Origin of the sequence: Serratia montpellierensis (genome assembly GCF_020858655.1) — a bacterium.
In the GTDB taxonomy this organism is placed as follows: domain Bacteria; phylum Pseudomonadota; class Gammaproteobacteria; order Enterobacterales; family Enterobacteriaceae; genus Serratia; species Serratia montpellierensis.
Genome location: NZ_VOSN01000001.1, coordinates 92,820 through 115,362, shown reverse-complemented (window position 1 = coordinate 115,362; position 22,543 = coordinate 92,820). Strand labels below are relative to the sequence as shown.

General features: G+C 58.6%; 19 protein-coding genes. 16 read left to right on the top strand and 3 right to left on the bottom strand.

What is annotated here, in order from left to right; all coding sequences use genetic code 11:
- Window positions 1–141: 141 nt before the first annotated feature.
- A complete protein-coding gene (locus FUU19_RS00550; protein WP_141971711.1) occupies window positions 142–1,644 on the top strand; it encodes a M16 family metallopeptidase in 1,503 nt (500 codons plus the stop codon).
- 24 nt (window positions 1,645–1,668) lie between these two features.
- Here the strand turns inward: FUU19_RS00550 and ppiC are convergent, their stop codons facing one another.
- The gene (gene ppiC, locus FUU19_RS00545; RefSeq protein WP_099782493.1) at window positions 1,669–1,950 is read right to left on the bottom strand and encodes a peptidylprolyl isomerase PpiC; all 282 of its coding nucleotides are present in this window, start codon (window positions 1,948–1,950) and stop codon (window positions 1,669–1,671) included.
- A 109-nt stretch (window positions 1,951–2,059) separates the two neighbouring features.
- Between ppiC and rep the strand changes: the two genes are divergently transcribed.
- Complete coding sequence (gene rep, locus FUU19_RS00540; protein ID WP_063918216.1) at window positions 2,060–4,084, top strand: DNA helicase Rep; 2,025 nt, start codon at window positions 2,060–2,062, stop codon at window positions 4,082–4,084.
- 32 nt (window positions 4,085–4,116) lie between these two features.
- Here the strand turns inward: rep and ppx are convergent, their stop codons facing one another.
- Together ppx and rhlB are read right to left on the bottom strand one after the other, a co-directional pair.
- Window positions 4,117–5,613, bottom strand: a complete 1,497-nt coding sequence (ppx, locus tag FUU19_RS00535) for an exopolyphosphatase (RefSeq protein ID WP_047729463.1) — start codon at window positions 5,611–5,613, stop codon at window positions 4,117–4,119.
- A 5-nt stretch (window positions 5,614–5,618) separates the two neighbouring features.
- Complete coding sequence (gene rhlB / locus FUU19_RS00530; RefSeq protein ID WP_141971709.1) at window positions 5,619–6,905, bottom strand: ATP-dependent RNA helicase RhlB; 1,287 nt, start codon at window positions 6,903–6,905, stop codon at window positions 5,619–5,621.
- A 131-nt stretch (window positions 6,906–7,036) separates the two neighbouring features.
- Between rhlB and trxA the strand changes: the two genes are divergently transcribed.
- The 14 genes from trxA to wecG all read left to right on the top strand — a co-directional run bounded on the left by trxA (window position 7,037) and on the right by wecG (window position 22,237).
- Window positions 7,037–7,363, top strand: a complete 327-nt coding sequence (gene trxA, locus FUU19_RS00525; RefSeq protein WP_004934187.1) for a thioredoxin TrxA — start codon at window positions 7,037–7,039, stop codon at window positions 7,361–7,363.
- A 400-nt stretch (window positions 7,364–7,763) separates the two neighbouring features.
- The gene (gene rho / locus FUU19_RS00520; RefSeq protein WP_004934188.1) at window positions 7,764–9,023 is read left to right on the top strand and encodes a transcription termination factor Rho; all 1,260 of its coding nucleotides are present in this window, start codon (window positions 7,764–7,766) and stop codon (window positions 9,021–9,023) included.
- A 296-nt stretch (window positions 9,024–9,319) separates the two neighbouring features.
- Complete coding sequence (wecA, locus tag FUU19_RS00515) at window positions 9,320–10,417, top strand: UDP-N-acetylglucosamine--undecaprenyl-phosphate N-acetylglucosaminephosphotransferase (RefSeq protein WP_141971707.1); 1,098 nt, start codon at window positions 9,320–9,322, stop codon at window positions 10,415–10,417.
- A 20-nt stretch (window positions 10,418–10,437) separates the two neighbouring features.
- The gene (gene wzzE / locus FUU19_RS00510; protein ID WP_029988858.1) at window positions 10,438–11,490 is read left to right on the top strand and encodes an ECA polysaccharide chain length modulation protein; all 1,053 of its coding nucleotides are present in this window, start codon (window positions 10,438–10,440) and stop codon (window positions 11,488–11,490) included.
- An 86-nt stretch (window positions 11,491–11,576) separates the two neighbouring features.
- Window positions 11,577–12,707 (top strand): non-hydrolyzing UDP-N-acetylglucosamine 2-epimerase, encoded by a 1,131-nt coding sequence (wecB, locus tag FUU19_RS00505; protein WP_141971703.1) that lies wholly within the window; start codon window positions 11,577–11,579, stop codon window positions 12,705–12,707.
- Window positions 12,704–13,966 carry a UDP-N-acetyl-D-mannosamine dehydrogenase gene (wecC, locus tag FUU19_RS00500; protein WP_202670230.1) on the top strand — a complete coding sequence of 421 codons (1,263 nt, stop codon included), beginning with the start codon at window positions 12,704–12,706 and terminating at the stop codon, window positions 13,964–13,966. The genes wecB and wecC overlap by 4 nt, the downstream gene beginning before the upstream one ends.
- The gene (rffG, locus tag FUU19_RS00495) at window positions 13,963–15,030 is read left to right on the top strand and encodes a dTDP-glucose 4,6-dehydratase (protein ID WP_230489498.1); all 1,068 of its coding nucleotides are present in this window, start codon (window positions 13,963–13,965) and stop codon (window positions 15,028–15,030) included. Before wecC ends, rffG begins: the two co-directional genes overlap by 4 nt.
- Before the next feature lie 49 nt (window positions 15,031–15,079).
- Window positions 15,080–15,961: a glucose-1-phosphate thymidylyltransferase RfbA gene (gene rfbA, locus FUU19_RS00490; protein WP_141957672.1), complete on the top strand. Its 882-nt coding sequence runs from the start codon at window positions 15,080–15,082 to the stop codon at window positions 15,959–15,961.
- A complete protein-coding gene (rffC, locus tag FUU19_RS00485) occupies window positions 15,939–16,667 on the top strand; it encodes a dTDP-4-amino-4,6-dideoxy-D-galactose acyltransferase (protein WP_230489497.1) in 729 nt (242 codons plus the stop codon). Before rfbA ends, rffC begins: the two co-directional genes overlap by 23 nt.
- Window positions 16,654–17,784, top strand: coding sequence for a dTDP-4-amino-4,6-dideoxygalactose transaminase (gene rffA / locus FUU19_RS00480; RefSeq protein ID WP_230489496.1), 1,131 nt, complete (start codon window positions 16,654–16,656; stop codon window positions 17,782–17,784). The genes rffC and rffA overlap by 14 nt, the downstream gene beginning before the upstream one ends.
- A gap of 1 nt (window position 17,785) precedes the next feature.
- Window positions 17,786–19,036, top strand: a complete 1,251-nt coding sequence (wzxE, locus tag FUU19_RS00475; RefSeq protein ID WP_230489495.1) for a lipid III flippase WzxE — start codon at window positions 17,786–17,788, stop codon at window positions 19,034–19,036.
- The gene (locus FUU19_RS00470; RefSeq protein WP_230489494.1) at window positions 19,033–20,118 is read left to right on the top strand and encodes a TDP-N-acetylfucosamine:lipid II N-acetylfucosaminyltransferase; all 1,086 of its coding nucleotides are present in this window, start codon (window positions 19,033–19,035) and stop codon (window positions 20,116–20,118) included. Before wzxE ends, FUU19_RS00470 begins: the two co-directional genes overlap by 4 nt.
- A complete protein-coding gene (gene wzyE / locus FUU19_RS00465; RefSeq protein WP_038874075.1) occupies window positions 20,115–21,482 on the top strand; it encodes an ECA oligosaccharide polymerase in 1,368 nt (455 codons plus the stop codon). The genes FUU19_RS00470 and wzyE overlap by 4 nt, the downstream gene beginning before the upstream one ends.
- 14 nt (window positions 21,483–21,496) lie before the next feature.
- Window positions 21,497–22,237, top strand: a complete 741-nt coding sequence (wecG, locus tag FUU19_RS00460; protein ID WP_230489493.1) for a lipopolysaccharide N-acetylmannosaminouronosyltransferase — start codon at window positions 21,497–21,499, stop codon at window positions 22,235–22,237.
- Window positions 22,238–22,543: the final 306 nt, after the last annotated feature.

The window sequence follows — 22,543 nt, the reverse complement described above, 5'->3', positions numbered from 1 at the left end:
GCAAAGGCGCGCGGTCTAACACGATGGTACACTTTCTGCTTTCCGCCCCACTGTGAAACTCAGGGCGTATTTTTATGATTCCATTGAATGGAATACACGCATTTGCATAAGAAATTGGATAGTCATTAAGTAGGGGTTCACATGCAGGGCACCAGAATTCATCTTATAGTTGGTGGGCTGCTATTGGCTGCCGCCAGTAGCAGCGTGCAGGCTGAAGCACTACAACCCGATCCTGCCTGGCAGCAGGGGTCGCTGGCCAACGGGTTTTCATGGCAGATTCTCGATACGCCGCAGCGGCCGAGTGACCGCGTAGAACTGCGGCTGATCGTCAATACCGGCTCTTTGGTGGAGTCTTCGCAGCAGACCGGCTTCGCCCACCTGCTGCCGCGGCTGGCGTTGGCGCGCAGCGAAAGCTTCACTGCGCCGCAGCTGCGCGCTCTGTGGCAGCAGAGCGTGGATAACGAGCGGCCGCTGCCGCCGGCTATCATCTCGTATGATTTCACCATGTATAATCTCAGCCTGCCGAACAACCGGCCCGACCTGCTGAAAGAGGCGCTGGCCTGGCTGGCGGACACCACCGGTAAACTGGCGATCGACGAGCATACGGTGCACGCGGTGATGAACTCCAGCATCAATCCGGTCGGCACTTTCCCGCCCAATACCCAAGACGCCTGGTGGCGTTACCGCCTGAAAGGCTCGACGTTGCTGGCGCACGATCCGGCGCAGCCGGCGAAACGGCCGGTCAACCTCGAGCAGCTGAAGAAATTCTATCAGCAGTGGTATACCCCGGACGCCATGACGCTGTTCGTGGTCGGCAAGATTGACAGCCGCAGCCTGGGTGAGCAGATCAACAAGGCGTTCTCGCCGCTGCAGGGCAAACGTGAAACCCCGGCCCCGATGCCGACGCTGACACCGCTGCCGCCGCAGCCGGTGAGCCTGATCAGCGAGCAGGTGAAGCAGGATACGCTGTCGATCATGTGGGATTCACCGTGGCATCCGATTCGCGATTCGCAGAACCTGCTCCGCTACTGGCGTGGCGATCTTGCCCGCGAGGCGCTGTTCTGGCATCTCCAGCAGACGTTGGAAAAAAGCGACCAGAAGAACCTGCACCTGGGCTTTGACTGCCGCGTGCAGTACCAGCGCGGACAGTGCGCTATCCACCTGGATACGCCGAACAACAACCTGAACAGTAGCCTGGGCTTTATTGCCCGTGAATTGGCCAACGTGCGGGACAACGGCCTGTCGAAAGAGGAATTCGATGCGCTGCTGGCGCAGAAAAACGATCAGCTGAGCAAGCTGTTCGCCACCTACGCCCGCACCGATACCGACGTGCTGATGAGCCAGCGCCTGCGTTCGCAGCAGAGCGGGGTGGTGGATATCGCGCCGGAACTGTATCAGAAGCTGCGCCAGGAGTTCCTGTCCAGCCTGACGCTGGAGACGCTGAATCAGGCGCTGAAGCTGCAGCTGTCTCAGGACGCGACGCTGGTGCTGATGCAGCCGAAGGGCGAGCCGGAAATGAGCATGAAGCAGCTGCAGGATACCTATAACGGCATCATGATGCCGGCGCCGGCGGTGGTGACGGAAGAAGCCAAACCGGCCGACACCGCGGTGGCTGCGCCGGCGACGGACGCCAGCGTGCAGTAATCGCAGCAGGGGGCTCAGGCCCCCTCAGTTGCGGTACAGCACCTTGATGATGTGGTAACCGAACTGGGTTTTGACCGGGCCGTAAGGTTTGAGCAGCGGAATACTGAACACCGCTTTATCGAACGCCGGCACCATCGTGCCCTTGTTGAATTCGCCCAGCGAGCCACCGTTGCGTTTTGACGGGCAGCTCGAGTATTTGCGCGCCAGCGTGTCGAAGCTGACGCCGCGCTTTAGCTTGGCCAGCAGCTCGTTGGCCAGCTTTTCATTGTCTACCAGAATGTGCAGGGCGCACGCCGTTTTTGCCATGGTCTTGCCTTTGTCGATGCGAAAATTGCGCTGATTATACCCGCTAAATCTCATCGGCGCTTTCTGCTACAATTCCCTTCCACGTTTTACAGTCGAGCAAGCCAGCGCCATGCGATTAAACCCCAGCCAACAACAAGCCGTCGAATTCGTTACCGGGCCCTGCCTGGTGTTGGCCGGTGCCGGTTCCGGCAAGACGCGCGTTATCACCAACAAGATAGCCCACCTGATCCACCACTGCGGCTACCAGGCGCGACACATCGCCGCCGTGACCTTTACCAACAAGGCTGCGCGCGAGATGAAAGAGCGCGTGTCGCAAACCCTGGGGCGTAAAGAGGCGCGCGGGCTGATGATTTCCACCTTCCATACCCTGGGGCTGGAGATCATCAAACGGGAATACGTGGCGTTGGGGATGAAGTCCAACTTCTCGCTGTTCGACGACCAGGATCAGCTGGCGCTGTTGAAAGAGCTGACCGAAAAGTGGCTGGAAAGCGATAAAACGCTGGTGGCGCAGCTGATTTCGACCATCTCCAACTGGAAAAACGACCTGATCGATCCCCAGCGGGCGGCGGAGCTGGCGCGCTCGGAGCGCGACAAGCTGTTCGCCCACTGCTACGGCCTGTACCACGCCCATATGCGGGCGTGCAACGTGCTGGACTTCGACGACCTGATCCTGTTGCCGACGCTGTTGCTGCAACGCAACGAAGAGGTGCGCGAACGTTGGCAGCAGCGTATCCGCTATCTGCTGGTGGATGAGTACCAGGATACCAACACCAGCCAGTACGAGCTGGTTAAGCTGCTGGTGGGCAACCGCGCGCGTTTTACCGTGGTGGGTGACGATGACCAGTCGATCTACTCCTGGCGTGGCGCGCGGCCGCAGAACCTGGTGCTGCTGAAGGAAGATTTCCCGGCGCTGCAGGTGATCAAGCTGGAGCAAAACTACCGTTCCAGCGAGCGTATTCTGAAGGCGGCCAACATTCTGATCGCCAATAACCCACACGTGTTTGAAAAACGCCTGTTTTCCGAGCTGGGGTACGGCGAAGAGCTGAAAGTGGTGACCGCCAACAACGAGGATCACGAAGCCGAGCGGGTGGTGGGGGAGCTGATCGCCCACCACTTCGTGAAAAAGACCAACTACGGCGACTATGCGATCCTGTACCGCGGTAACCATCAGTCGCGGGTGTTTGAAAAGATGCTGATGCAGAACCGCATCCCGTACAAGATTTCCGGCGGCACGTCGTTCTTCTCGCGCCCCGAGATCAAGGATCTGCTGGCCTATCTGCGCGTGCTGACCAACCCGGAGGACGACAGCGCCTTCCTGCGCATCGTCAATACCCCCAAGCGCGAGATTGGCCCGGCGACGCTGCAGAAGCTCGGCGAATGGGCCAACCAGCGCAACAAGAGTTTATTCCACGCCAGTTTCGATCTGGGGTTGAGCCAGCACTTGACCGGGCGCGGGCTGGAGTCATTGCAGCGCTTTACCCACTGGCTCGGCGGCATCGCCCAGCAGGCGGAACGTGAGCCGGTGGCGGCGGTGCGCGATCTGATCCGCGGCGTGGATTATGAGAGCTGGCTGTTTGAAACCTCGACCAGTCCGAAGGCCGCCGAAATGCGGATGAAGAACGTCAACACGCTGTTCGGCTGGATGACGGAGATGCTGGAAGGCAACGATCTGGACGAGCCGATGACGCTGACCCAGGTGGTGACGCGCTTCACCCTGCGCGACATGATGGAGCGCGGTGAAAGTGAAGAAGAGCTGGATCAGGTACAGCTGATGACGCTGCACGCCTCCAAGGGGCTGGAGTTCCCCTACGTGTTCCTGGTGGGTATGGAAGAGGGCCTGTTGCCGCACCAGAGCAGCATCGATGAAGACAATGTCGACGAAGAGCGGCGCCTGGCCTATGTGGGGATCACCCGCGCGCAAAAAGAGCTGATCTTCACCCTGTGCCGCGAGCGTCGTCAGTACGGTGAGCTGGTGCGGCCGGAGCCGAGCCGCTTCCTGCTGGAGCTGCCGCAGGACGATTTGGCGTGGGAATCCGAGCGCAAAGTGGTGAGCCCGCAAGAACGGATGCAGAAAGGGCAGAGCCATCTGGCCAATATCCGCGCCCAGTTGGCCAAGGCCAAAGGCGGGAATTAAAAAGACAGGGCGCTCATCGCGCCCTGGTCATTTCAACGTTGTTCTTCCAACCGCAGCGTCCAGTGGACATAGCTCTGCCAGTGGCTTTCCTGCTCCAGCGCCTCGGCGCGCAGCGGGTGCTGTTCCAGCCAACCCGGCGGTAAGATCACCGTCAGTTCGTCGTCCTGATTGGCGCGTAACCGCACCGCCGGCAGCGTGTCGTCGCGGCGGCGGCTGGCGAAGATGATCGCCAGGCGCAAAATGCGGCACAGACGCTGCGCAGTGCGCGGCGGCAGGGCGTTTTGCTGGTTCAACAGCGACAGGTCGAGGGTGTTGCTCTGGTTTTGCAGCAGGGTGGCCAGCAGTTTTTTCTGCGCCGGAGTAAAGCCGGGTAAGTCCAGGTGGCGGATCAGGTAGGCGGCGTGTTGCGGCGCCTGCTTGAAATCGACGCTGAGGCCGAGTTCGTGGATCAGACTGGCGCTGTGCAACAGCTCGCGACATCGCGCATCCAGCTGCCACTCGTTGGCAACCTGCTGCGAGAAGTTGGCGGCGAGTTGGCTGACGCGTTCGGCCTGCTCGGTGTCGATCAGGTAGCGACGCTGCAGGTTGCGGATGGTGCGGATGCGAATATCCTGCTCCACCGGCAGATGCAGCATGCCGTAAACCAGGCCTTCACGCAGCGCCCCGCCGGCGAGCATCATGCTCTCGATGCCCAGCTCCTGGAAGATGGCCAACAGAATGGACAGGCCGCTTGGGAAGACCAGCGCGCGCTCCAGCGTTAATCCTTCAATCTCCAGCTCTTCCAGCTTGCCGCACTGAATGGCGCGCTGTTTCAGCTGGCGCAGCTTGGGCAGGGTGATGCGCTCATCCATGCCTTGCGCCACCATGATCTCCTGCAGCGCCTGCACGGTGCCGGAAGCGCCGACGCAGATCTGCCAACCTTGCTGGCGCAGCTGCGGTGCGATCGGCCGCACCATTTCGCGCGCGGCCTGTTCGGCGCGTTCGAAGTTTTCTTGCCCAAGGTTGCGATCGCTGAAGTAGCGTTCCAGCCAGGTAACGCAGCCCATCGACAGGCTATACAGCTGCGATGCCTGTGCGCCGGTGCCGGTGACCAGTTCGGTGCTGCCGCCGCCGATGTCGACGACCAGCCGCCGATCCGGCCCGCCGGTGGTGTGCGCGACGCCGTGATAAATCAGCCGCGCTTCTTCTTCGCCGCTGATCACCTGCACCGGGCAGCCGAGGATTTGCTCGGCGACCTGCAGGAACTCATCGGCGTTGGACGCCAGGCGCAGCGTAGCGGTGGCGACGACGCGGATCTGCTCGCGCGGAATGTCCTGCAGGCGTTCGGAGAACAGCCGCAGGCACTGCCAGCCGCGTTGCATGGCCTCATGCGACAGGTGATTGTTCTGATCCAGCCCGGCCGCCAGGCGCACCTTGCGCTTGATCCGCGCCAGAGTCTGAATGCTGCCGGCCACCTCGCGCACCACCAGCATGTGGAAGCTGTTGGAGCCGAGATCGATGGCAGCATAAAGCGTGCTGGAACTGAGCATGGCGATCAGCTCGGGCGTTTACGGTTGTTGCGCGGCGCGCCGCCACGACGAGGCGCGGAGTTGCGACGTGGGCCGTTGCCGCCGCGCGGACGCGACAGGCGCTTCGGCGCCGGCAAATCGGTCAGCAGCGCATCGCTGTTGTACTTGCTCACCGGAATGCTGTGGTCGATATAGGTCTCGATCGCCGGCAGGTTGAGCGCGTACTCTTCACACGCCAGGCTGATGGAGTGACCGCTGGCGCCTGCGCGGCCGGTACGGCCGATGCGGTGCACGTAGTCTTCGCAGTCGTCAGGCAGATCGTAGTTGAAGACGTGCGTGACGGAAGGGATGTGCAGACCGCGCGCGGCGACGTCGGTGGCGACCAGGATATCGAGGTTGCCCTTGGTGAAGTCGTCGAGGATGCGCAGGCGTTTTTTCTGCGCCACGTCACCGGTCAGCAGGCCGACACGGTGACCGTCGGCAGCCAGATGGCCCCAGATGTCTTCGCAGCGGTGCTTGGTGTTGGCGAAGATGATGGCGCGATCCGGCCACTCTTCTTCGATCAGCGTCTGCAGCAGACGCATTTTTTCTTCGTTGGACGGGTAGAACAGCTCTTCTTTAATGCGGTGGCCGGTTTTCTGTTCCGGTTCCACTTCAACATATTCGGCGTTGTTCATCTGCTCGAAGGCCAGTTCGCGTACGCGATAGGACAGGGTAGCGGAGAACAGCATGTTCAGGCGTTGATCGGCCGTAGGCATACGGCGGAACAGCCAACGAATGTCTTTGATAAAGCCGAGATCGTACATGCGATCGGCTTCATCCAGCACGACAACCTGCATCGCGCCGAGATCGACATAGTTCTGCTTGGTGTAATCGATTAAACGGCCGGTGGTGCCAATCAGAATGTCCACGCCGCTTTCCAGCACTTTCAGCTGTTTGTCGTAGCCGTCGCCGCCGTAGGCCAGGCCCAGTTTCAGGCCGGTGCTCTGGGAGAGCGCTTCTGCATCGGAGTGGATTTGCACCGCCAGTTCACGCGTAGGCGCCATGATCAAGGCGCGCGGCTGATTGGTCTGGCGATCCTGTTTCGCCGGGTGAGTCAGCAAATAGTGAAAAGTAGACGCCAAAAACGCCAGCGTCTTTCCGGTACCGGTTTGCGCCTGACCTGCAACGTCACGCCCGGAGAGCGTGAGCGGCAATGCTAACGCCTGGATGGGCGTGCAGTTGTGAAACCCTTTTTTCTCAAGGGCTTCAAGGACTAACGGGTGCAGGGCGAAGTCGGAAAACTTCTGTTCAGTCAAGTGTGTTTTGCTCATAGTGTGGTAGAATATCAGCTAACTATTGCTTTACGAAAGCACATCCGTTGAAATAAACGCGGTGCAATAAAATCACCTTGAGTTGGTTAATGCTACACCAACAAGGTAGACATAATCCTGTGGAGTAGAACATGAGCGATAAAATTATTCACCTGACTGACAGCAGCTTCGAAGCCGATGTGCTGAAAGCGGAAGGGCCGATCCTGGTCGATTTCTGGGCTGAATGGTGTGGGCCGTGCAAGATGATTGCTCCGATTCTGGATGAGATTGCCGAAGAGTTCGAAGGCAAACTGACCATCACCAAGCTGAATATCGATCAGAACCCGGCTACCGCGCCTAAGTACGGTATCCGTGGCATCCCTACGCTGTTGCTGTTCAAGAACGGTGAAGTGGCCGCGACCAAGGTTGGCGCGTTGTCCAAAGGTCAGCTCAAAGATTTCCTGAACGCGAATCTGTAATCGGGCGGGAAGCCCAGTATCAGGCGCCTGGCGGTGATGTTCAATTCACCGCTAGACGCCTGCCAAGAAGCGTGTTAAGTTTAACCACACTGCATATAGAACTTGCCCGAAGTTTTAAATCTAAAGAGTTTGAATCTAAAGCTATACTCTGTGTCGAACCACTGGCGTTGAAAGTAAACTGAACTCAGCCCGTGTTTTGGCAATCAAACGGTTTTGCAAAAATCATTTTTAAGGTACCTTCGATCTTCAACCGTCAATGCGTGCGCCCGATGTAAGCCATTTCTTACCGCGACGGCTCTGCGCCCGGTGATCGAACGTCCAGTAAACAGGCACGCATCTCGCTGCCATACCATTCACGATACAAGTTCGAGACATACCCCGAGTTTAAGAACCCACCACTATGAATCTTACCGAATTAAAGAATACGCCGGTTTCTGAGCTGATTACTCTCGGCGAAAATATGGGGCTGGAAAACCTTGCCCGCATGCGCAAGCAGGACATTATCTTCTCCATTCTGAAGCAACATGCGAAAAGCGGAGAAGATATCTTCGGCGACGGCGTGCTTGAGATATTGCAGGATGGATTCGGTTTCCTCCGCTCTGGAGACAGTTCCTACCTCGCCGGTCCCGACGACATCTATGTATCCCCTAGCCAAATCCGCCGCTTCAACCTCCGCACAGGTGACACCATTTCCGGTAAGATTCGTCCGCCAAAAGAAGGCGAGCGCTATTTTGCCCTGTTGAAAGTCAACGAAGTCAACTACGACAAGCCGGAAAACGCCCGCAGCAAGATCCTGTTCGAGAACTTGACCCCGCTGCACGCCAATTCCCGTCTGCGGATGGAGCGCGGCAACGGCTCGACCGAAGACCTGACGGCGCGCGTACTGGACCTGGCGGCACCGATTGGCCGCGGCCAGCGTGGCCTGATCGTGGCACCGCCGAAAGCCGGTAAAACCATGCTGCTGCAGAACATCGCGCAGAGCATCGCCTACAACCACCCTGACTGCGTGCTGATGGTGCTGCTGATCGACGAACGTCCGGAAGAAGTGACCGAGATGCAGCGCCTGGTGAAAGGCGAAGTGATCGCATCGACCTTCGACGAACCGGCTTCGCGTCACGTGCAAGTGGCCGAAATGGTGATCGAGAAGGCCAAGCGCCTGGTTGAGCACAAGAAAGACGTGATCATTCTGCTCGACTCCATCACCCGTCTGGCGCGTGCCTACAACACCGTGGTACCGGCTTCCGGCAAGGTACTGACCGGTGGTGTGGACGCCAACGCCCTGCATCGTCCGAAGCGCTTCTTCGGTGCGGCACGTAACGTGGAAGAGGGCGGCAGCCTGACCATCATCGCGACCGCGCTGGTTGATACCGGTTCGAAGATGGACGAAGTGATCTACGAAGAATTTAAAGGTACCGGCAACATGGAATTGCACCTGGCGCGTAAAATCGCCGAGAAACGCGTATTCCCTGCGATCGATTACAACCGCTCCGGTACCCGTAAAGAAGAGCTGCTCACCACCTCCGAAGAGCTGCAGAAAATGTGGATCCTGCGCAAAATCATTCACCCGATGGGTGAGATTGACGCGATGGAGTTCCTCATTAATAAGTTGGCGATGACTAAAACCAACGATGAATTCTTCGATATGATGAAACGCTCATAATTCGTTAAAAAATTCGCTGAACGCCACGCCTAGTCGTGGCGTTTTTCGCTTTTGGCGGATACGATAAGTAGCAGTAATGGAAAAGTAAGTTGTTTCCTCGACTTATTGAGAATTCATCTTGTTTGTCGGTTGGCTCTGCGCCGATCGGCTTTGCTGCTGTCGTTTTGTCAGCCGATGCGAAGAAAATAGGCATGAATCACCGTTGTCATAGGAAATGACCGAAAGGTAGCGGGGGCCGATGGCACAAGCTATTGCCCGTGGTAAGCTGCCTTATCTTCTACAGAGATCTGTTAACTGTGAACTTACTCACTATGAGTACTGAAATTCTATTTGTTTTCCTGTTTTCTTTGGCTTTTCTCTTTGTTGCCCGCAAGGCGGCAAAACGTATTGGTCTGGTAGATAAACCCAATTATCGCAAACGCCATCAGGGGCTGATTCCGCTGGTCGGCGGTATTTCCGTTTATGCCGGGCTGTGCTTTGCGTTTTGGATTTCTGAACAACCTATCGCGCACGCCAAGCTTTATCTTACCTGCGCCGGCATTCTGGTGTTTGTGGGCGCGCTCGACGACCGGTTCGACATCAGCGTTAAAATCCGCGCCCTGGTGCAGGCGTTGGTCGGCATCGCCATGATGGTGTTCGCCGGTCTGTATCTGCGCAGCTTCGGCCATGTGCTGGGCGATTGGGAGATGCTGCTGGGGCCGTTCGGCTATCTGGTGACGCTGTTCGCGGTCTGGGCGGCAATCAACGCCTTCAACATGGTCGACGGCATCGATGGTCTGCTGGGGGGCTTGTCGTGCGTCTCCTTCGGCGCGCTGGGTGTGTTGCTGTACCTGAGCGGCCATCATGAGCTGGCGTTCTGGTGCTTTGCGATGATTGCCACCATCGTTCCCTATATTTTGCTCAACCTCGGCATCCTCGGCCGCCGCTATAAGGTGTTCATGGGGGACGCCGGCAGTACCCTGATCGGCTTTACCGCCATTTGGCTGCTGCTGCAAAGCTCGCAGGGAAAGGCACACTCGATTAACCCGGTGACCGCGCTGTGGATCATCGCTATTCCGCTGATGGACATGATAGCAATCATGTATCGTCGTTTACGCAAGGGGATGAGCCCCTTCTCTCCCGATCGTCAACATATTCACCACCTGATCATGCGCGCCGGCTTTACGCCGCGGCAGGCTTTCGTGTTGATCACCCTGGCGGCCGCATTGCTGGCGGCGGTTGGCGTGATCGGCGAACGTCTGACTTTTATCCCAGAGTGGGTTATGTTGGCATTATTCTTGCTTGCTTTCTTCCTGTACGGTTACTGCATCAAGCGCGCCTGGCGGGTTGCGCGGTACATTAAGCGTATCAAGCGTCGCCTGCGGCGTTCGAGCGATAACAAGCAAGTATCTTAACCAGAGGCTTTTTGGCTGTGATGAATCCAGAAACAACGTCTGACAAGCATACCCCGGCGGTGGATAACGAACTCGATATCCGCGGCCTGTGCTGCACCCTGTGGCGCGGCAAACCGTGGATTATCGGCATTGCGGTGCTGTTCGCGGCGGTCGCGCTGATCGTCTCTTACCTGGTTAAGCAAGAGTGGAGCGCGACCGCCATCACGGACAGACCTACGGTGAATGCGCTGGGCGGTTACTACTCGCAGCAGCAGTTCCTGCGTAATCTGGACGTGCGCACGCTGCCGGCGACGGCCGGCGATCAGCCGAGCATCGCGGACGAAGCGTACAATGAGTTCATCATGCAGCTGGCGGCTTACGATACGCGTCGCGATTTCTGGCTGCAGAGCGATTACTACAAGCAGCGCCAGGAAGGGGATGCCCGCGCCGATGCGGCGCTGCTCGACGAGCTGATCAACAACATCCTGTTCACGCCGCGCGACGACAAAAAAGTGCCGAACGACGGCGTGAAGCTGACGGCGGAAACCGCCGCGGACGCCAACCGCCTGCTGCGCCAATACGTGGCCTTCGCCAGCCATCGCGCTGCCCTGCACCTGAACGAAGAGATCCAGGGGGCATGGGCCGCCCGTACCACCTCGATGAAGGCGCAGGTCAAGCGCCAGGAAGCGGTGGCGGAGTCGGTTTACAAGCGTGAGCTGAACACCACGCAGCAGGCGCTGAAAATCGCCGAGAGCCAGGGGATAAGCCGCACACAAACCGACACCCCGGCCGAGCAATTGCCGGATTCGGATCTGTTCCTGCTGGGCCGGCCGATGCTGCAGGCGCGTCTGGAAGGCCTGCAGGCCTCCGGCCCGACCTATGACCTGGATTACGATCAGAACCGCGCGATGCTGGCGACGCTGAACGTTGGCCCGACGTTGGATGAGAAGTTCCAGACCTATCGCTATTTGCGTACGCCGGAAGAGCCGGTAAAACGCGACAGCCCACGCCGGGTCTTCTGGCTGATTCTGTGGGGCGCGATGGGGGCTTTGGTTGGCGCGGGTGTTGCCTTGGCGCGTCGGCCGCGTAGTTAAAAAATAATATAATAATCTGATGCAGGGCGCGTGAGCGCCCCATTCGCAGGCGGGGCCTGCGATTAACCGACCAAAAGAGATTCGCTGTGAAAGTGTTGACTGTTTTCGGCACCAGGCCGGAAGCCATTAAAATGGCGCCGCTGGTACATGCACTGGCCCAGGATGAGGCCTTTGACGCAAGAGTCTGCGTAACGGCACAGCATCGTGAGATGTTGGATCAGGTATTGCGGTTGTTTGAGATTACGCCGGATTACGACCTGAACATCATGAAACCTGGTCAGGGGCTGACGGAAATCACCTGCCGCATCCTGGAAGGGCTGAAAGGGGTGCTGGAAGACTTCAAGCCGGACGTGGTGCTGGTGCACGGCGATACCACCACTACGCTGGCGACCAGCCTGGCGGCGTTCTATCAACGCATCCCCGTCGGGCATGTCGAAGCCGGGCTGCGCACCGGCAATCTGTATTCTCCCTGGCCGGAAGAGGCCAACCGCAAACTGACCGGCCATCTGGCGATGTACCATTTTGCACCAACCGAAAACTCGCGCCAAAATCTGTTGCGCGAGCTGCTGCCGGACAACCGTATTTTCGTGACCGGCAATACGGTGATCGACGCGTTGTTCTGGGTGCGCGACCGCGTGATGAGCGATGCCGCACAGCAGGCTGGCCTGGCACAGCGTTACCCGTTCCTCGACGCCGATAAGAAACTGATTCTGGTCACCGGCCATCGCCGCGAAAGTTTTGGCGGCGGCTTTGAGCGAATTTGCAGCGCGCTGGCGGAGATTGCCCGCAACCACCCGGAAGTGCAGGTAGTGTATCCGGTGCATCTCAATCCGAACGTCAGCGAGCCGGTGAATCGCATCTTGAAAGGCATCGACAACGTCATGCTGATCGAGCCGCAGGATTATCTGCCGTTTGTCTATTTGATGACCCAGGCCTATATGATCCTGACCGATTCCGGCGGTATTCAGGAAGAGGCGCCATCGTTAGGCAAACCGGTGCTGGTGATGCGCGACACCACCGAACGCCCGGAAGCGATAGATGCGGGCACGGTACGCCTGGTCGGCACCGACGTGGCCAAAATTGTTGAAGCGGTGACCCGGCTGTTGACGGACGAAAGCGAATATCACGCGATGAGTCGGGCGCATAACCCATACGGTGACGGTCATGCCTGTCAGCGTATCCTCGAAGCTTTAAAGAATCATCAGGTGACACTATGAGTTTTGACACTATTTCGGTTATCGGCCTGGGTTATATCGGCTTGCCAACGGCGGCGGCGTTCGCTTCCCGCAAGAAAAAAGTGGTGGGGGTAGATGTTAACCAACATGCGGTAGATACCATTAACCGCGGTGCGATCCACATCGTCGAGCCGGATCTGGACAAAGTGGTCAAGGACGCCGTCGACGGTGGTTTCCTGCAGGCGGTGACCAAGCCGCTGGCGGCCGATGCATTCCTGATCGCGGTGCCTACGCCGTTCAAGGGCGATCACGAGCCGGATCTGGCCTATGTCGAAGCGGCGGCGAAATCGTTGGCGCCGGTGCTGAAAAAAGGCGATCTGGTGATCCTCGAGTCCACCTCGCCGGTGGGCGCCACCGAACAGATGGCGGAATGGCTGGCGCAGGCGCGCAGCGATCTCAGCTTCCCACAACAAGCGGGCGAAGCGGCGGACGTGAATATCGCCTACTGCCCGGAGCGCGTGCTGCCGGGGCAGGTCATGGTGGAGCTGATTCAAAACGACCGCGTGATCGGTGGCATGACGCCGAAATGCTCGGAACGCGCCAGCGCGCTGTACAAGATTTTCCTCGAGGGCGAATGCGTGATCACCAACTCGCGCACTGCCGAGATGTGCAAGCTGACGGAAAACAGCTTCCGCGACGTGAATATCGCCTTTGCCAACGAATTGTCGTTGATCTGCGCCGAGCAGGGGATCAACGTCTGGGAACTGATCCGCCTGGCGAACCGCCATCCGCGGGTGAATATTCTGCAGCCGGGGCCGGGCGTCGGTGGTCACTGCATCGCCGTCGATCCGTGGTTTATCGTGGCGCAGAACCCGCAGCAGGCGCGCCTGATCCACACCGCTCGCCTGGTGAACGACGGTAAACCGCTGTGGGTGGTCGATCGGGTGAAAGCGGCGGTGGCCGATTGCCTGGCCGCCACCGACAAGCGCGCGTCCGAGGTCAAAATTGCCTGTTTCGGCCTGGCCTTCAAGCCGAATATCGACGATCTGCGTGAAAGCCCGGCGGTGGAAGTCGCACACCTGATTGCCGAATGGCACGTCGGCGAAACGCTGGCGGTGGAACCGAACGTCGAGCAGTTGCCGAAGTCGCTGGCGGGCCATGTGACGTTGACGCCAATCGCTGAGGCGTTGCAGCAGGCCGACGTGATCGTGATGTTGGTCGATCACCAGCAGTTCAAGGCCATCCGGCCGGATGAAATCAAACAAACCTGGGTGGTTGATACCAAGGGAGTCTGGCGTTGAAACGTATCTTGGTGACCGGTGGTGCCGGTTTTATCGGTTCTGCGGTCGTGCGACACATCATCGAAGCCACCGATGACAGCGTGGTGGTGGTGGATAAGCTGACCTATGCCGGCAATCTTGAATCGCTGTCGGTGGTGGCCGAGAGCGAGCGTTATGCTTTCGAGCAGGTCGACATCTGCGATCGCGCCGAGCTGGATCGGGTGTTTGCCCAGTATCAGCCGGACGTGGTGATGCACCTGGCGGCGGAAAGCCATGTCGATCGCTCTATCGACGGCCCGGCGGCGTTTATCGAGACCAACGTGGTCGGCACTTATACCCTGCTGGAAGCGGCGCGCCATTATTGGCAACCGTTGGCGGCGGAGAAGAAGCAGGCTTTCCGTTTCCACCATATCTCTACCGACGAAGTGTACGGCGATCTGCACGGCACCGACGATCTGTTCACCGAAACAACGCCTTATGCGCCGAGCAGCCCGTATTCCGCCTCCAAGGCGTCGAGCGATCACTTGGTGCGCGCCTGGTTGCGCACCTACGGTCTGCCGACCCTCGTGACCAACTGTTCGAACAACTACGGCCCTTATCACTTCCCGGAGAAGCTGATCCCGCTGGTGATCCTGAATGCGGTAGCCGGTAAACCGCTGCCGGTATACGGCAACGGCGCGCAGGTGCGCGACTGGCTGTATGTTGAGGATCATGCGCGCGCGCTGTATCAGGTCGTGACCGAAGGCGTGGTGGGTGAAACTTACAATATCGGTGGCCATAACGAGCGCAAAAATATCGACGTGGTGCAGACCATTTGTGAGCTGCTGGAAGAACTGGCGCCGAACAAGCCGCAGGGTGTGGCGAACTACCGCGATCTGATCACTTACGTGAAGGATCGCCCGGGCCACGATATGCGTTACGCCATCGACGCCGGCAAAATCGATCGTGAGTTGGATTGGCGGCCGCAGGAAACGTTCGAAAGCGGCCTTCGCAAAACCGTGGTTTGGTACCTGAACAACGAAACCTGGTGGCGCCGGGTGCAAGACGGCTCTTATGCCGGCGAGCGTTTAGGGCTGTCCGAGTGAATGTCATGCCGTGTTACCTGTGGGTGACGTGGCTGATTTGGGAGCAAGTATGAAAGGTATTGTGCTGGCCGGGGGTTCCGGTACGCGCCTGCATCCGATTACCCGCGGCGTATCGAAACAGCTGTTGCCGATTTACGATAAACCGATGATCTATTACCCGTTGTCGGTACTGATGCTGGCGGGAATCAAAGACATTCTGATTATCTCCACGCCGGAAGATCTGCCTTCATTCAAGAGGCTTTTGGGCAGCGGCGAAGCATTCGGCATCAATCTCAGCTATGCCGAACAGCCAAGTCCCGATGGCCTGGCTCAGGCATTTTTGATCGGCGAAGAATTTTTGGCCGGTGAGCCGAGCTGCCTGGTATTGGGTGACAATATTTACTTTGGTCAGGGGTTCAGTCCCAAACTGAAAAGCGTTGCAGCGCGCACCACCGGTGCGACCGTGTTCGGTTATCAGGTGATGGATCCCGAGCGTTTTGGCGTCGTGGAGTTTGATGATCGCTATCGGGCGCTGTCGATCGAAGAGAAGCCGGCTAAACCGAAGTCTAACTGGGCGGTGACCGGGTTGTATTTCTACGATGCTCAGGTCGTGGAGTTCGCCAAGCAGATCAAACCTTCACCTCGGGGTGAATTGGAGATCACCAGCATTAACCAGATGTATCTGGAGCGCGGAGAGCTGACCGTCGAGCTGTTGGGGCGCGGTTTTGCCTGGCTGGACACCGGCACTCACGACAGCCTGCTGGAAGCCAGCAGCTTCGTACAGACGGTCGAGAAACGCCAGGGCTTTAAAATCGCCTGTCTCGAGGAGATCGCCTGGCGCAATGGCTGGCTGGATGATGAGGGCGTGAAACGCGCGGCTCAGACGCTGGCCAAAACCGGTTATGGCAAATACTTACTGGATTTATTGCATGCGCGTCCACGCCAGTATTGAACCGCTGCATTGGGAGAGCGATTTCTTCCAATTGAAGAGCGCCAAGTTACATTTCGACGACTCTGTGGCCCCCGTCAGCAACGCCGATTTGGATGCTTATGCGTTGGTGCAGGCTAAAATCCCCGCTTACCGCTTGGAGTGGGCTGATGCGCTGTCGGCGCTAGGCTTCCGGCTGGTCGAAGGCGAAGTGGATCTGGCAGTGAGCATTGCAACTGGACGCGAGACGGTCGATACCGCTGCGGCCGGGGTGCGCACGGCCGTACCCGAGGACATCCCGTCGTTGCGCGCTGCTGCCGGTGAGGTGTTTGCCGCCAGCCGGTTTCGCGCACCGTGGTACGATCGCGCCGATAGTGGGCGATTCTATGCGGCCTGGATCGAAAAAGCGGTGCTGGGCACCTTTGATCATCAATGCTTGTTGGTATTGAACAACCAGGGGCAACCCGAAGGCTTTGTCAGCCTGCGTGATATTGGCGGCCAGGAAATGCGCATCGGCCTGCTGGCGGCTTTCCCCGGCGCATCTGGCCGGGGCATTGGCTCCAGGCTGATGGCAGCGGCGATCGCCGAATGTCGGCGTCAAGGTATGCAGCGCCTGCGGGTCGCGACCCAGATAAGCAATATCGCCGCATTACGACTCTATCAACGACAGGGTGCCGTGATTGAAAGCACCGCGTACTGGTTATACAGAGGTAGACATGATTCCATTTAACGCTCCACCGGTTGTTGGCACTGAACTGGAATATATGCAGGCTGCTATGGGCAGCGGTAAGTTGTGCGGCGACGGCGGTTTTACCCGTCGCTGCCAGCAGTGGATGGAACAGCGTTTTGGCAGCGTGAAAGTGTTGCTGACGCCTTCCTGCACCGCGTCATTGGAAATGGCCGCCATCCTGCTGGATATCCAGCCGGGTGACGAAGTGATCATGCCGAGTTTTACCTTCGTTTCCACTGCCAACGCCTTTGTGTTGCGCGGGGCTAAAGTGGTGTTCGTCGACCTGCGTCCGGACACCATGAACATCGACGAAACCAAAATCGAAGCGGCGATCACCGATAAAACCCGCGCGATCGTGCCGGTGCACTACGCCGGCGTCGCCTGCGAGATGGATACCATCATGGCGCTGGCGAAGAAATATAACCTGTTCGTGGTGGAAGACGCCGCGCAGGGCGTGATGTCGACCTACAAAGGCAAGGCATTGGGTACCATCGGGCATATCGGCTGCTTCAGCTTCCATGAAACCAAAAACTACACCGCCGGCGGCGAAGGTGGTGCGACACTAGTGAACGATCCGGCTCTGGTCGATCGGGCGGAAGTCATCCGCGAGAAAGGCACCAACCGCAGCCAGTTCTTCCGTGGTCAGGTGGACAAATATACCTGGCGCGACATTGGCTCCAGTTATCTGATGTCCGACCTGCAGGCCGCTTACCTGTGGGGCCAGCTGGAAGTGGCGGAGCGCATCAACCAGCGCCGCCTGGCGCTGTGGCAGAAGTACTACGACAGTTTCCTGCCGTTGGCGCAGTCAGGGCGCATCGAGTTGCCGATTGTGCCGGCGGACTGTGAGCACAATGCGCACATGTTCTATATCAAGCTGCGTGATATCGGCGATCGCACCGCATTTATCGACTATTTGAAAGAAGCCGAGATCATGACGGTGTTCCACTATATCCCACTGCACGCGTGCCCGGCCGGCGAACGTTTTGGTCGCTTTGCCGGCGAAGACCGTTATACCTCGCAGGAAAGCGCGCGCCTGGTGCGCTTGCCGCTGTTCTACAATATGTCCGATGTTAATCAGCGTACGGTAATCAATACCATCCTGAGCTTCTTTGCCTGATATGTCGCTGGCAAAAGCATCGATATGGACCGCCGGCTCCACGCTGATCAAAATCGGCGTGGGACTGTTGGTGGTGAAACTGCTGGCGGTGGCGTTTGGCCCCAGCGGGGTGGGGCAGGCGGGTAACTTCCGCCAGTTGATTACCGTGCTGGGCGTGCTGTCCGGCGCGGGCATTTTTAACGGCATCACCAAATACGTGGCGGAGCACCACCAGGATCCGCAGCGTCTGCGTCTGGCGGTGGGCACCGCGTCGAGCATCGTGCTGGGCTTTTCGACTTTTCTGGCGCTGGTGTTTCTGTTCGCCGCCGAACCGATCAGCATCGGGCTGTTCGGGCATGCCGACTACGTCGATGTGGTGCGCGCCGTCGCCTTCATTCAGATGGGCATCGCCTACGCCAACCTGTTCATGGCGGTGCTGAAAGGCTATCGTGACGCGATGGGCAATGCGCTGGCGGTGATCGGCGGCAGCCTGATTGGCGTGGTGGCTTATTACCTGTGCTTCACGCTGGGTGGCTATGAAGGCGCGCTGGCGGGGCTGGCGCTGGTGCCTGCGTTGGTGGTGTTGCCTGCCGGGCTGATGCTGTGGCGGCGCAAAACGCTGCCGCTGCGCTATCTGGCGCCGCGTTGGGACAAACTCGTGGCCGGTAACCTCGGCAAGTTCACCATCATGGCGTTGATCACGTCGGTGACGCTGCCGGTGGCCTACGTGATGATGCGAAACCTGCTGGCAGCGCATTACGGTTGGGATGAGGTGGGGATTTGGCAGGGCGTCAGCAGCATTTCCGATGCCTATCTACAGTTTATCACCGCTTCGTTTACCGTCTATTTGCTGCCGACGCTGTCGCGGCTGACGGACAAGGGCGCCATCTCACGGGAGATCGTGCGTTCGCTGAAATTCGTGCTGCCGGCGGTAGCGGCAGCGAGCTTTACGGTTTGGGTGCTGCGCGATTTCGCTATTTGGCTGCTGTTCTCGGACAAGTTTGTCGCCATGCGCGATCTGTTTGCCTGGCAGTTGGTGGGCGACGTGCTGAAAGTCGGGGCCTATGTGTTCGGCTATCTGGTGATCGCCAAAGCGTCGCTGCGCTTCTATATCCTGACGGAAGTCAGCCAGTTTCTGTTGCTGACGCTGTTCTCGCACTGGCTGATCCCGCTGCACGGCGCGTTGGGGGCGGCTCAGGCCTATATGGCAACCTACATCGTGTATTTCGCGCTCTGTAGCTGCGTGTTCCTTATTTATCGTAGACGAGTATGACCACACTGATTCACGTTCTGGGATCCGATATCCCGCATCATAACCAGACGGTGCTGCGCTTCTTCAACGACGTGCTGGCGCCGCGTTTGCCGGCTGAGCAGACGCGGCATTTTATGGTGGCGGCCAAGGATGTGGCGGCACTGGGTGATTTCCCCGCCCTGAATATTGAGCCCTACGCAGACAAGAAAAGCCTGGCGGCAGCGGTCATCGCCCGTGCCCAGGCCGATCGCGATGCGCGCTTCTTCCTGCACGGCCAGTTCAACCCGGGTCTGTGGTTGGCGCTGCTGAGCGGCAAGATCAAGGCGCGTCAGGTCAGTTGGCATATTTGGGGCGCCGATCTGTATGAGGACGCCACCAGCTGGAAATTCCGGCTGTTCTATCTGCTGCGCCGCATTGCGCAGGGGCGAGTAGGGAACGTGTTTGCCACTCGCGGCGACGTGATTCACTACCAGCAGCGCCATGCGCGGGTGCCGGCCTCGCTGCTGTACTTCCCGACCCGCATGGATCCGGCGCTGACCGACGTTCACGTCGAGAAAAACCTGGCCGGGCCGATGACGATTCTGGTGGGCAACTCCGGCGATCGCAGCAATCGGCATATCGAAGCGCTGCAGGCGATTCATCAGCAGTTCGGCGCCGACGTGCGCGTGATCCTGCCGATGGGCTATCCGGCCAATAACGACACCTACATCGAGCAAGTGCGCGCCGCCGGATTGCCGCTGTTCGGCGAAAAAAACCTGCAGCTGCTCACGCAGCAGGTGGCGTTTGAGGACTATCTCAATATTCTGCGCGCCTGCGATCTCGGCTATTTCATTTTCAATCGCCAACAGGGAATTGGCACCCTGTGCCTGCTGATTCAGTTCGGCGTGCCTTTCGTGCTCAGCCGGCAAAACCCGTTCTGGCAGGACTTGGCGGAACAGCATCTGCCGGTATTGTTCTACGGCGATTCGCTCGACGAGGCGGTGGTGCGCGAAGCGCAGCGTCAGCTGGCGGCGGTGGATAAACAGGCGATCGCCTTTTTCAATCCGAACTATGTCGACGGCTGGCAGCAAGCCCTGGCGTTGGCGGCGGGAGAGCACTCATGACGTTGGCGCAATTCGGCGGCCTGTTCGTCGTCTATCTGGTCAGCCTGACGTTTATCCTGACGCTGACCTATCAGGAGTTTCGGCGGGTGCGCTTTAACTTCAATGTCTTCTTCTCGTTGCTGTATTTGCTGACGTTTTATTTCGGCTTCCCGCTGACCTGTCTGCTGGTGTTTCAGTTTGACGTCGAGGTGGTGCCGGTGGAGTTTCTGCTGTACGCCCTGCTGTCGGCGACGGCGTTTTACGCTATCTATTACGTCACCTACAAGACCCGGCTGCGCAAGCGCCGCACTGAGCCGCGTGCGGCGCTGTTTACCATGAACCGGGTAGAGACTCATATGACCTGGGTGCTGCTGGCCTTGGTGGCGATCGGTACCGTTGGGATCTTCTTCATGCAGAACGGCTTCCTGCTGTTCAAACTCAATTCCTACAGCCAGATCTTCTCCAGCGACGTGTCCGGCGTAGCGCTCAAGCGGTTCTTCTACTTCTTCATTCCGGCGATGCTGGTGGTCTATTTCCTGCGGCAGGATCTGCGCGCCTGGTTCTTGTTCCTGGTGGCGACGGTGGCGTTCGGCATTCTGACCTACGTGATCGTCGGCGGCACTCGCGCTAACATCATCATCGCCTTCGCGCTGTTCCTGTTTATCGGTATCGTGCGCGGCTGGATCACGCTGTGGATGCTGGCGGCGGCGGGCATATTCGGCGTGGTCGGCATGTTCTGGCTGGCGTTGAAGCGCTATAGCCTGGACGTCAGCGGCGCGGAAGCGTTTTATACCTTCCTCTACCTGACCCGCGATACCTTCTCGCCGTGGGAAAACCTGGCGCTGTTGCTGCAAAATTACGACAAGATCGATTTCCAGGGCCTGGCGCCGATCGTGCGTGATTTCTACGTCTTTATTCCAACCTGGCTATGGCCAGGCCGGCCGGACGTGGTGCTGAACTCAGCCAACTATTTCACCTGGGAAGTGCTGAACAATCACTCCGGGCTGGCGATTTCCCCGACGCTGATCGGTTCACTGGTGGTGATGGGCGGCGCGCTGTTTATCCCGCTCGGCGCGATTCTGGTGGGCATGATCATCAAGTGGTTCGACTGGCTGTATGAGTTGGGCAAAACCGAACCGAACCGCTATAAGGCGGCCATTCTGCAAGGCTTCTGCTTCGGTGCGGTGTTCAACATAATCGTATTGGCGCGCGAAGGGGTGGACTCATTCGTGTCGCGCGTGGTGTTCTTCTGCATTATTTTCGGCGCCTGTCTGGTGCTGGCGAAGTTGCTGTATTGGCTGTTCGATACCGCCGGGCTGATCAAGGCCAGAGTGACGCGCGCCCGCGCGCTGGCGTCTCCGCCTCGGGCGAACGGTCTTTTGTAAGGGTAATGAGAACGATGGAAACAAAGATTTCGGTGCCGCAGTATGAGCTGCGCGGTTTCAGCCTGTGGGGCTTTCGCGATATGGTGCACTGCATGGACTTTCTGTTCGACGGCGGGCGGGTCAAACAGGGCACGCTGGTGGCCATGAACGCGGAAAAGATCCTGAAGGCGGAAGAGGACCAGGCGCTGCATGCGTTGCTGGATGAGGCGGAGTACAAGTACGCCGACGGCATCAGCATGGTGCGCTCGATTCGCCGCAAATACCCGGCGGCGGACGTTTCGCGCGTTGCGGGCGCCGATCTGTGGGAAGCCTTGATGCAGCGCGCCGGCCGTGAAGGCACGCCGGTCTTCCTGGTCGGTGGCAAGCCCGAGGTCTTGGCGGAAACCGAGCAAAAGCTGCGCAGCCAGTGGAATGTCAATCTGGTGGGTAGCCAGGATGGCTATTTCAAACCGGAGCAACGTGAGGCGCTGTTCGAGCGTATTCGCGCCAGCGGTGCCGCTATCGTGACGGTGGCGATGGGATCGCCGAAGCAGGAGATCCTGATGCGCGACTGCCGCAAGGTGCATCCGCAGGCGCTGTACATGGGCGTGGGCGGCACCTACGACGTCTTTACCGGCCATGTGAAGCGTGCGCCCAAGGTGTGGCAGAACCTCGGTCTGGAATGGCTCTACCGCCTGCTCAGCCAGCCCAGCCGCATCGGCCGGCAGTTGAAACTGTTGAAGTTTGTCGGCTACTACTACAGCGGCAAGATGTAACCTCTACATCCGGGGCGGAAAGTGCTGTTCCGCTCCGGTCTGCTGTACCAATAATCTGCTTTTGCACGTTTCTCCCGCATATCTATAACCCTCAGCCCTAAACGCAGCCGCATTTATTCCATAAAGTTTTAAATTGCGGTTTGCTTATAGCGGCGAAATGCGAAACGATACCGCCCGGAAATTATCCCCGGCCGCTGAAGCCTGATGCGACAGCGCTGAACGATGTTCTTCTCACGGTAACTTCGCTCCGACTACCCGTTGATGCCAACCCGAACGGCAGGGGATGATTTATTCTTTTAATAATGA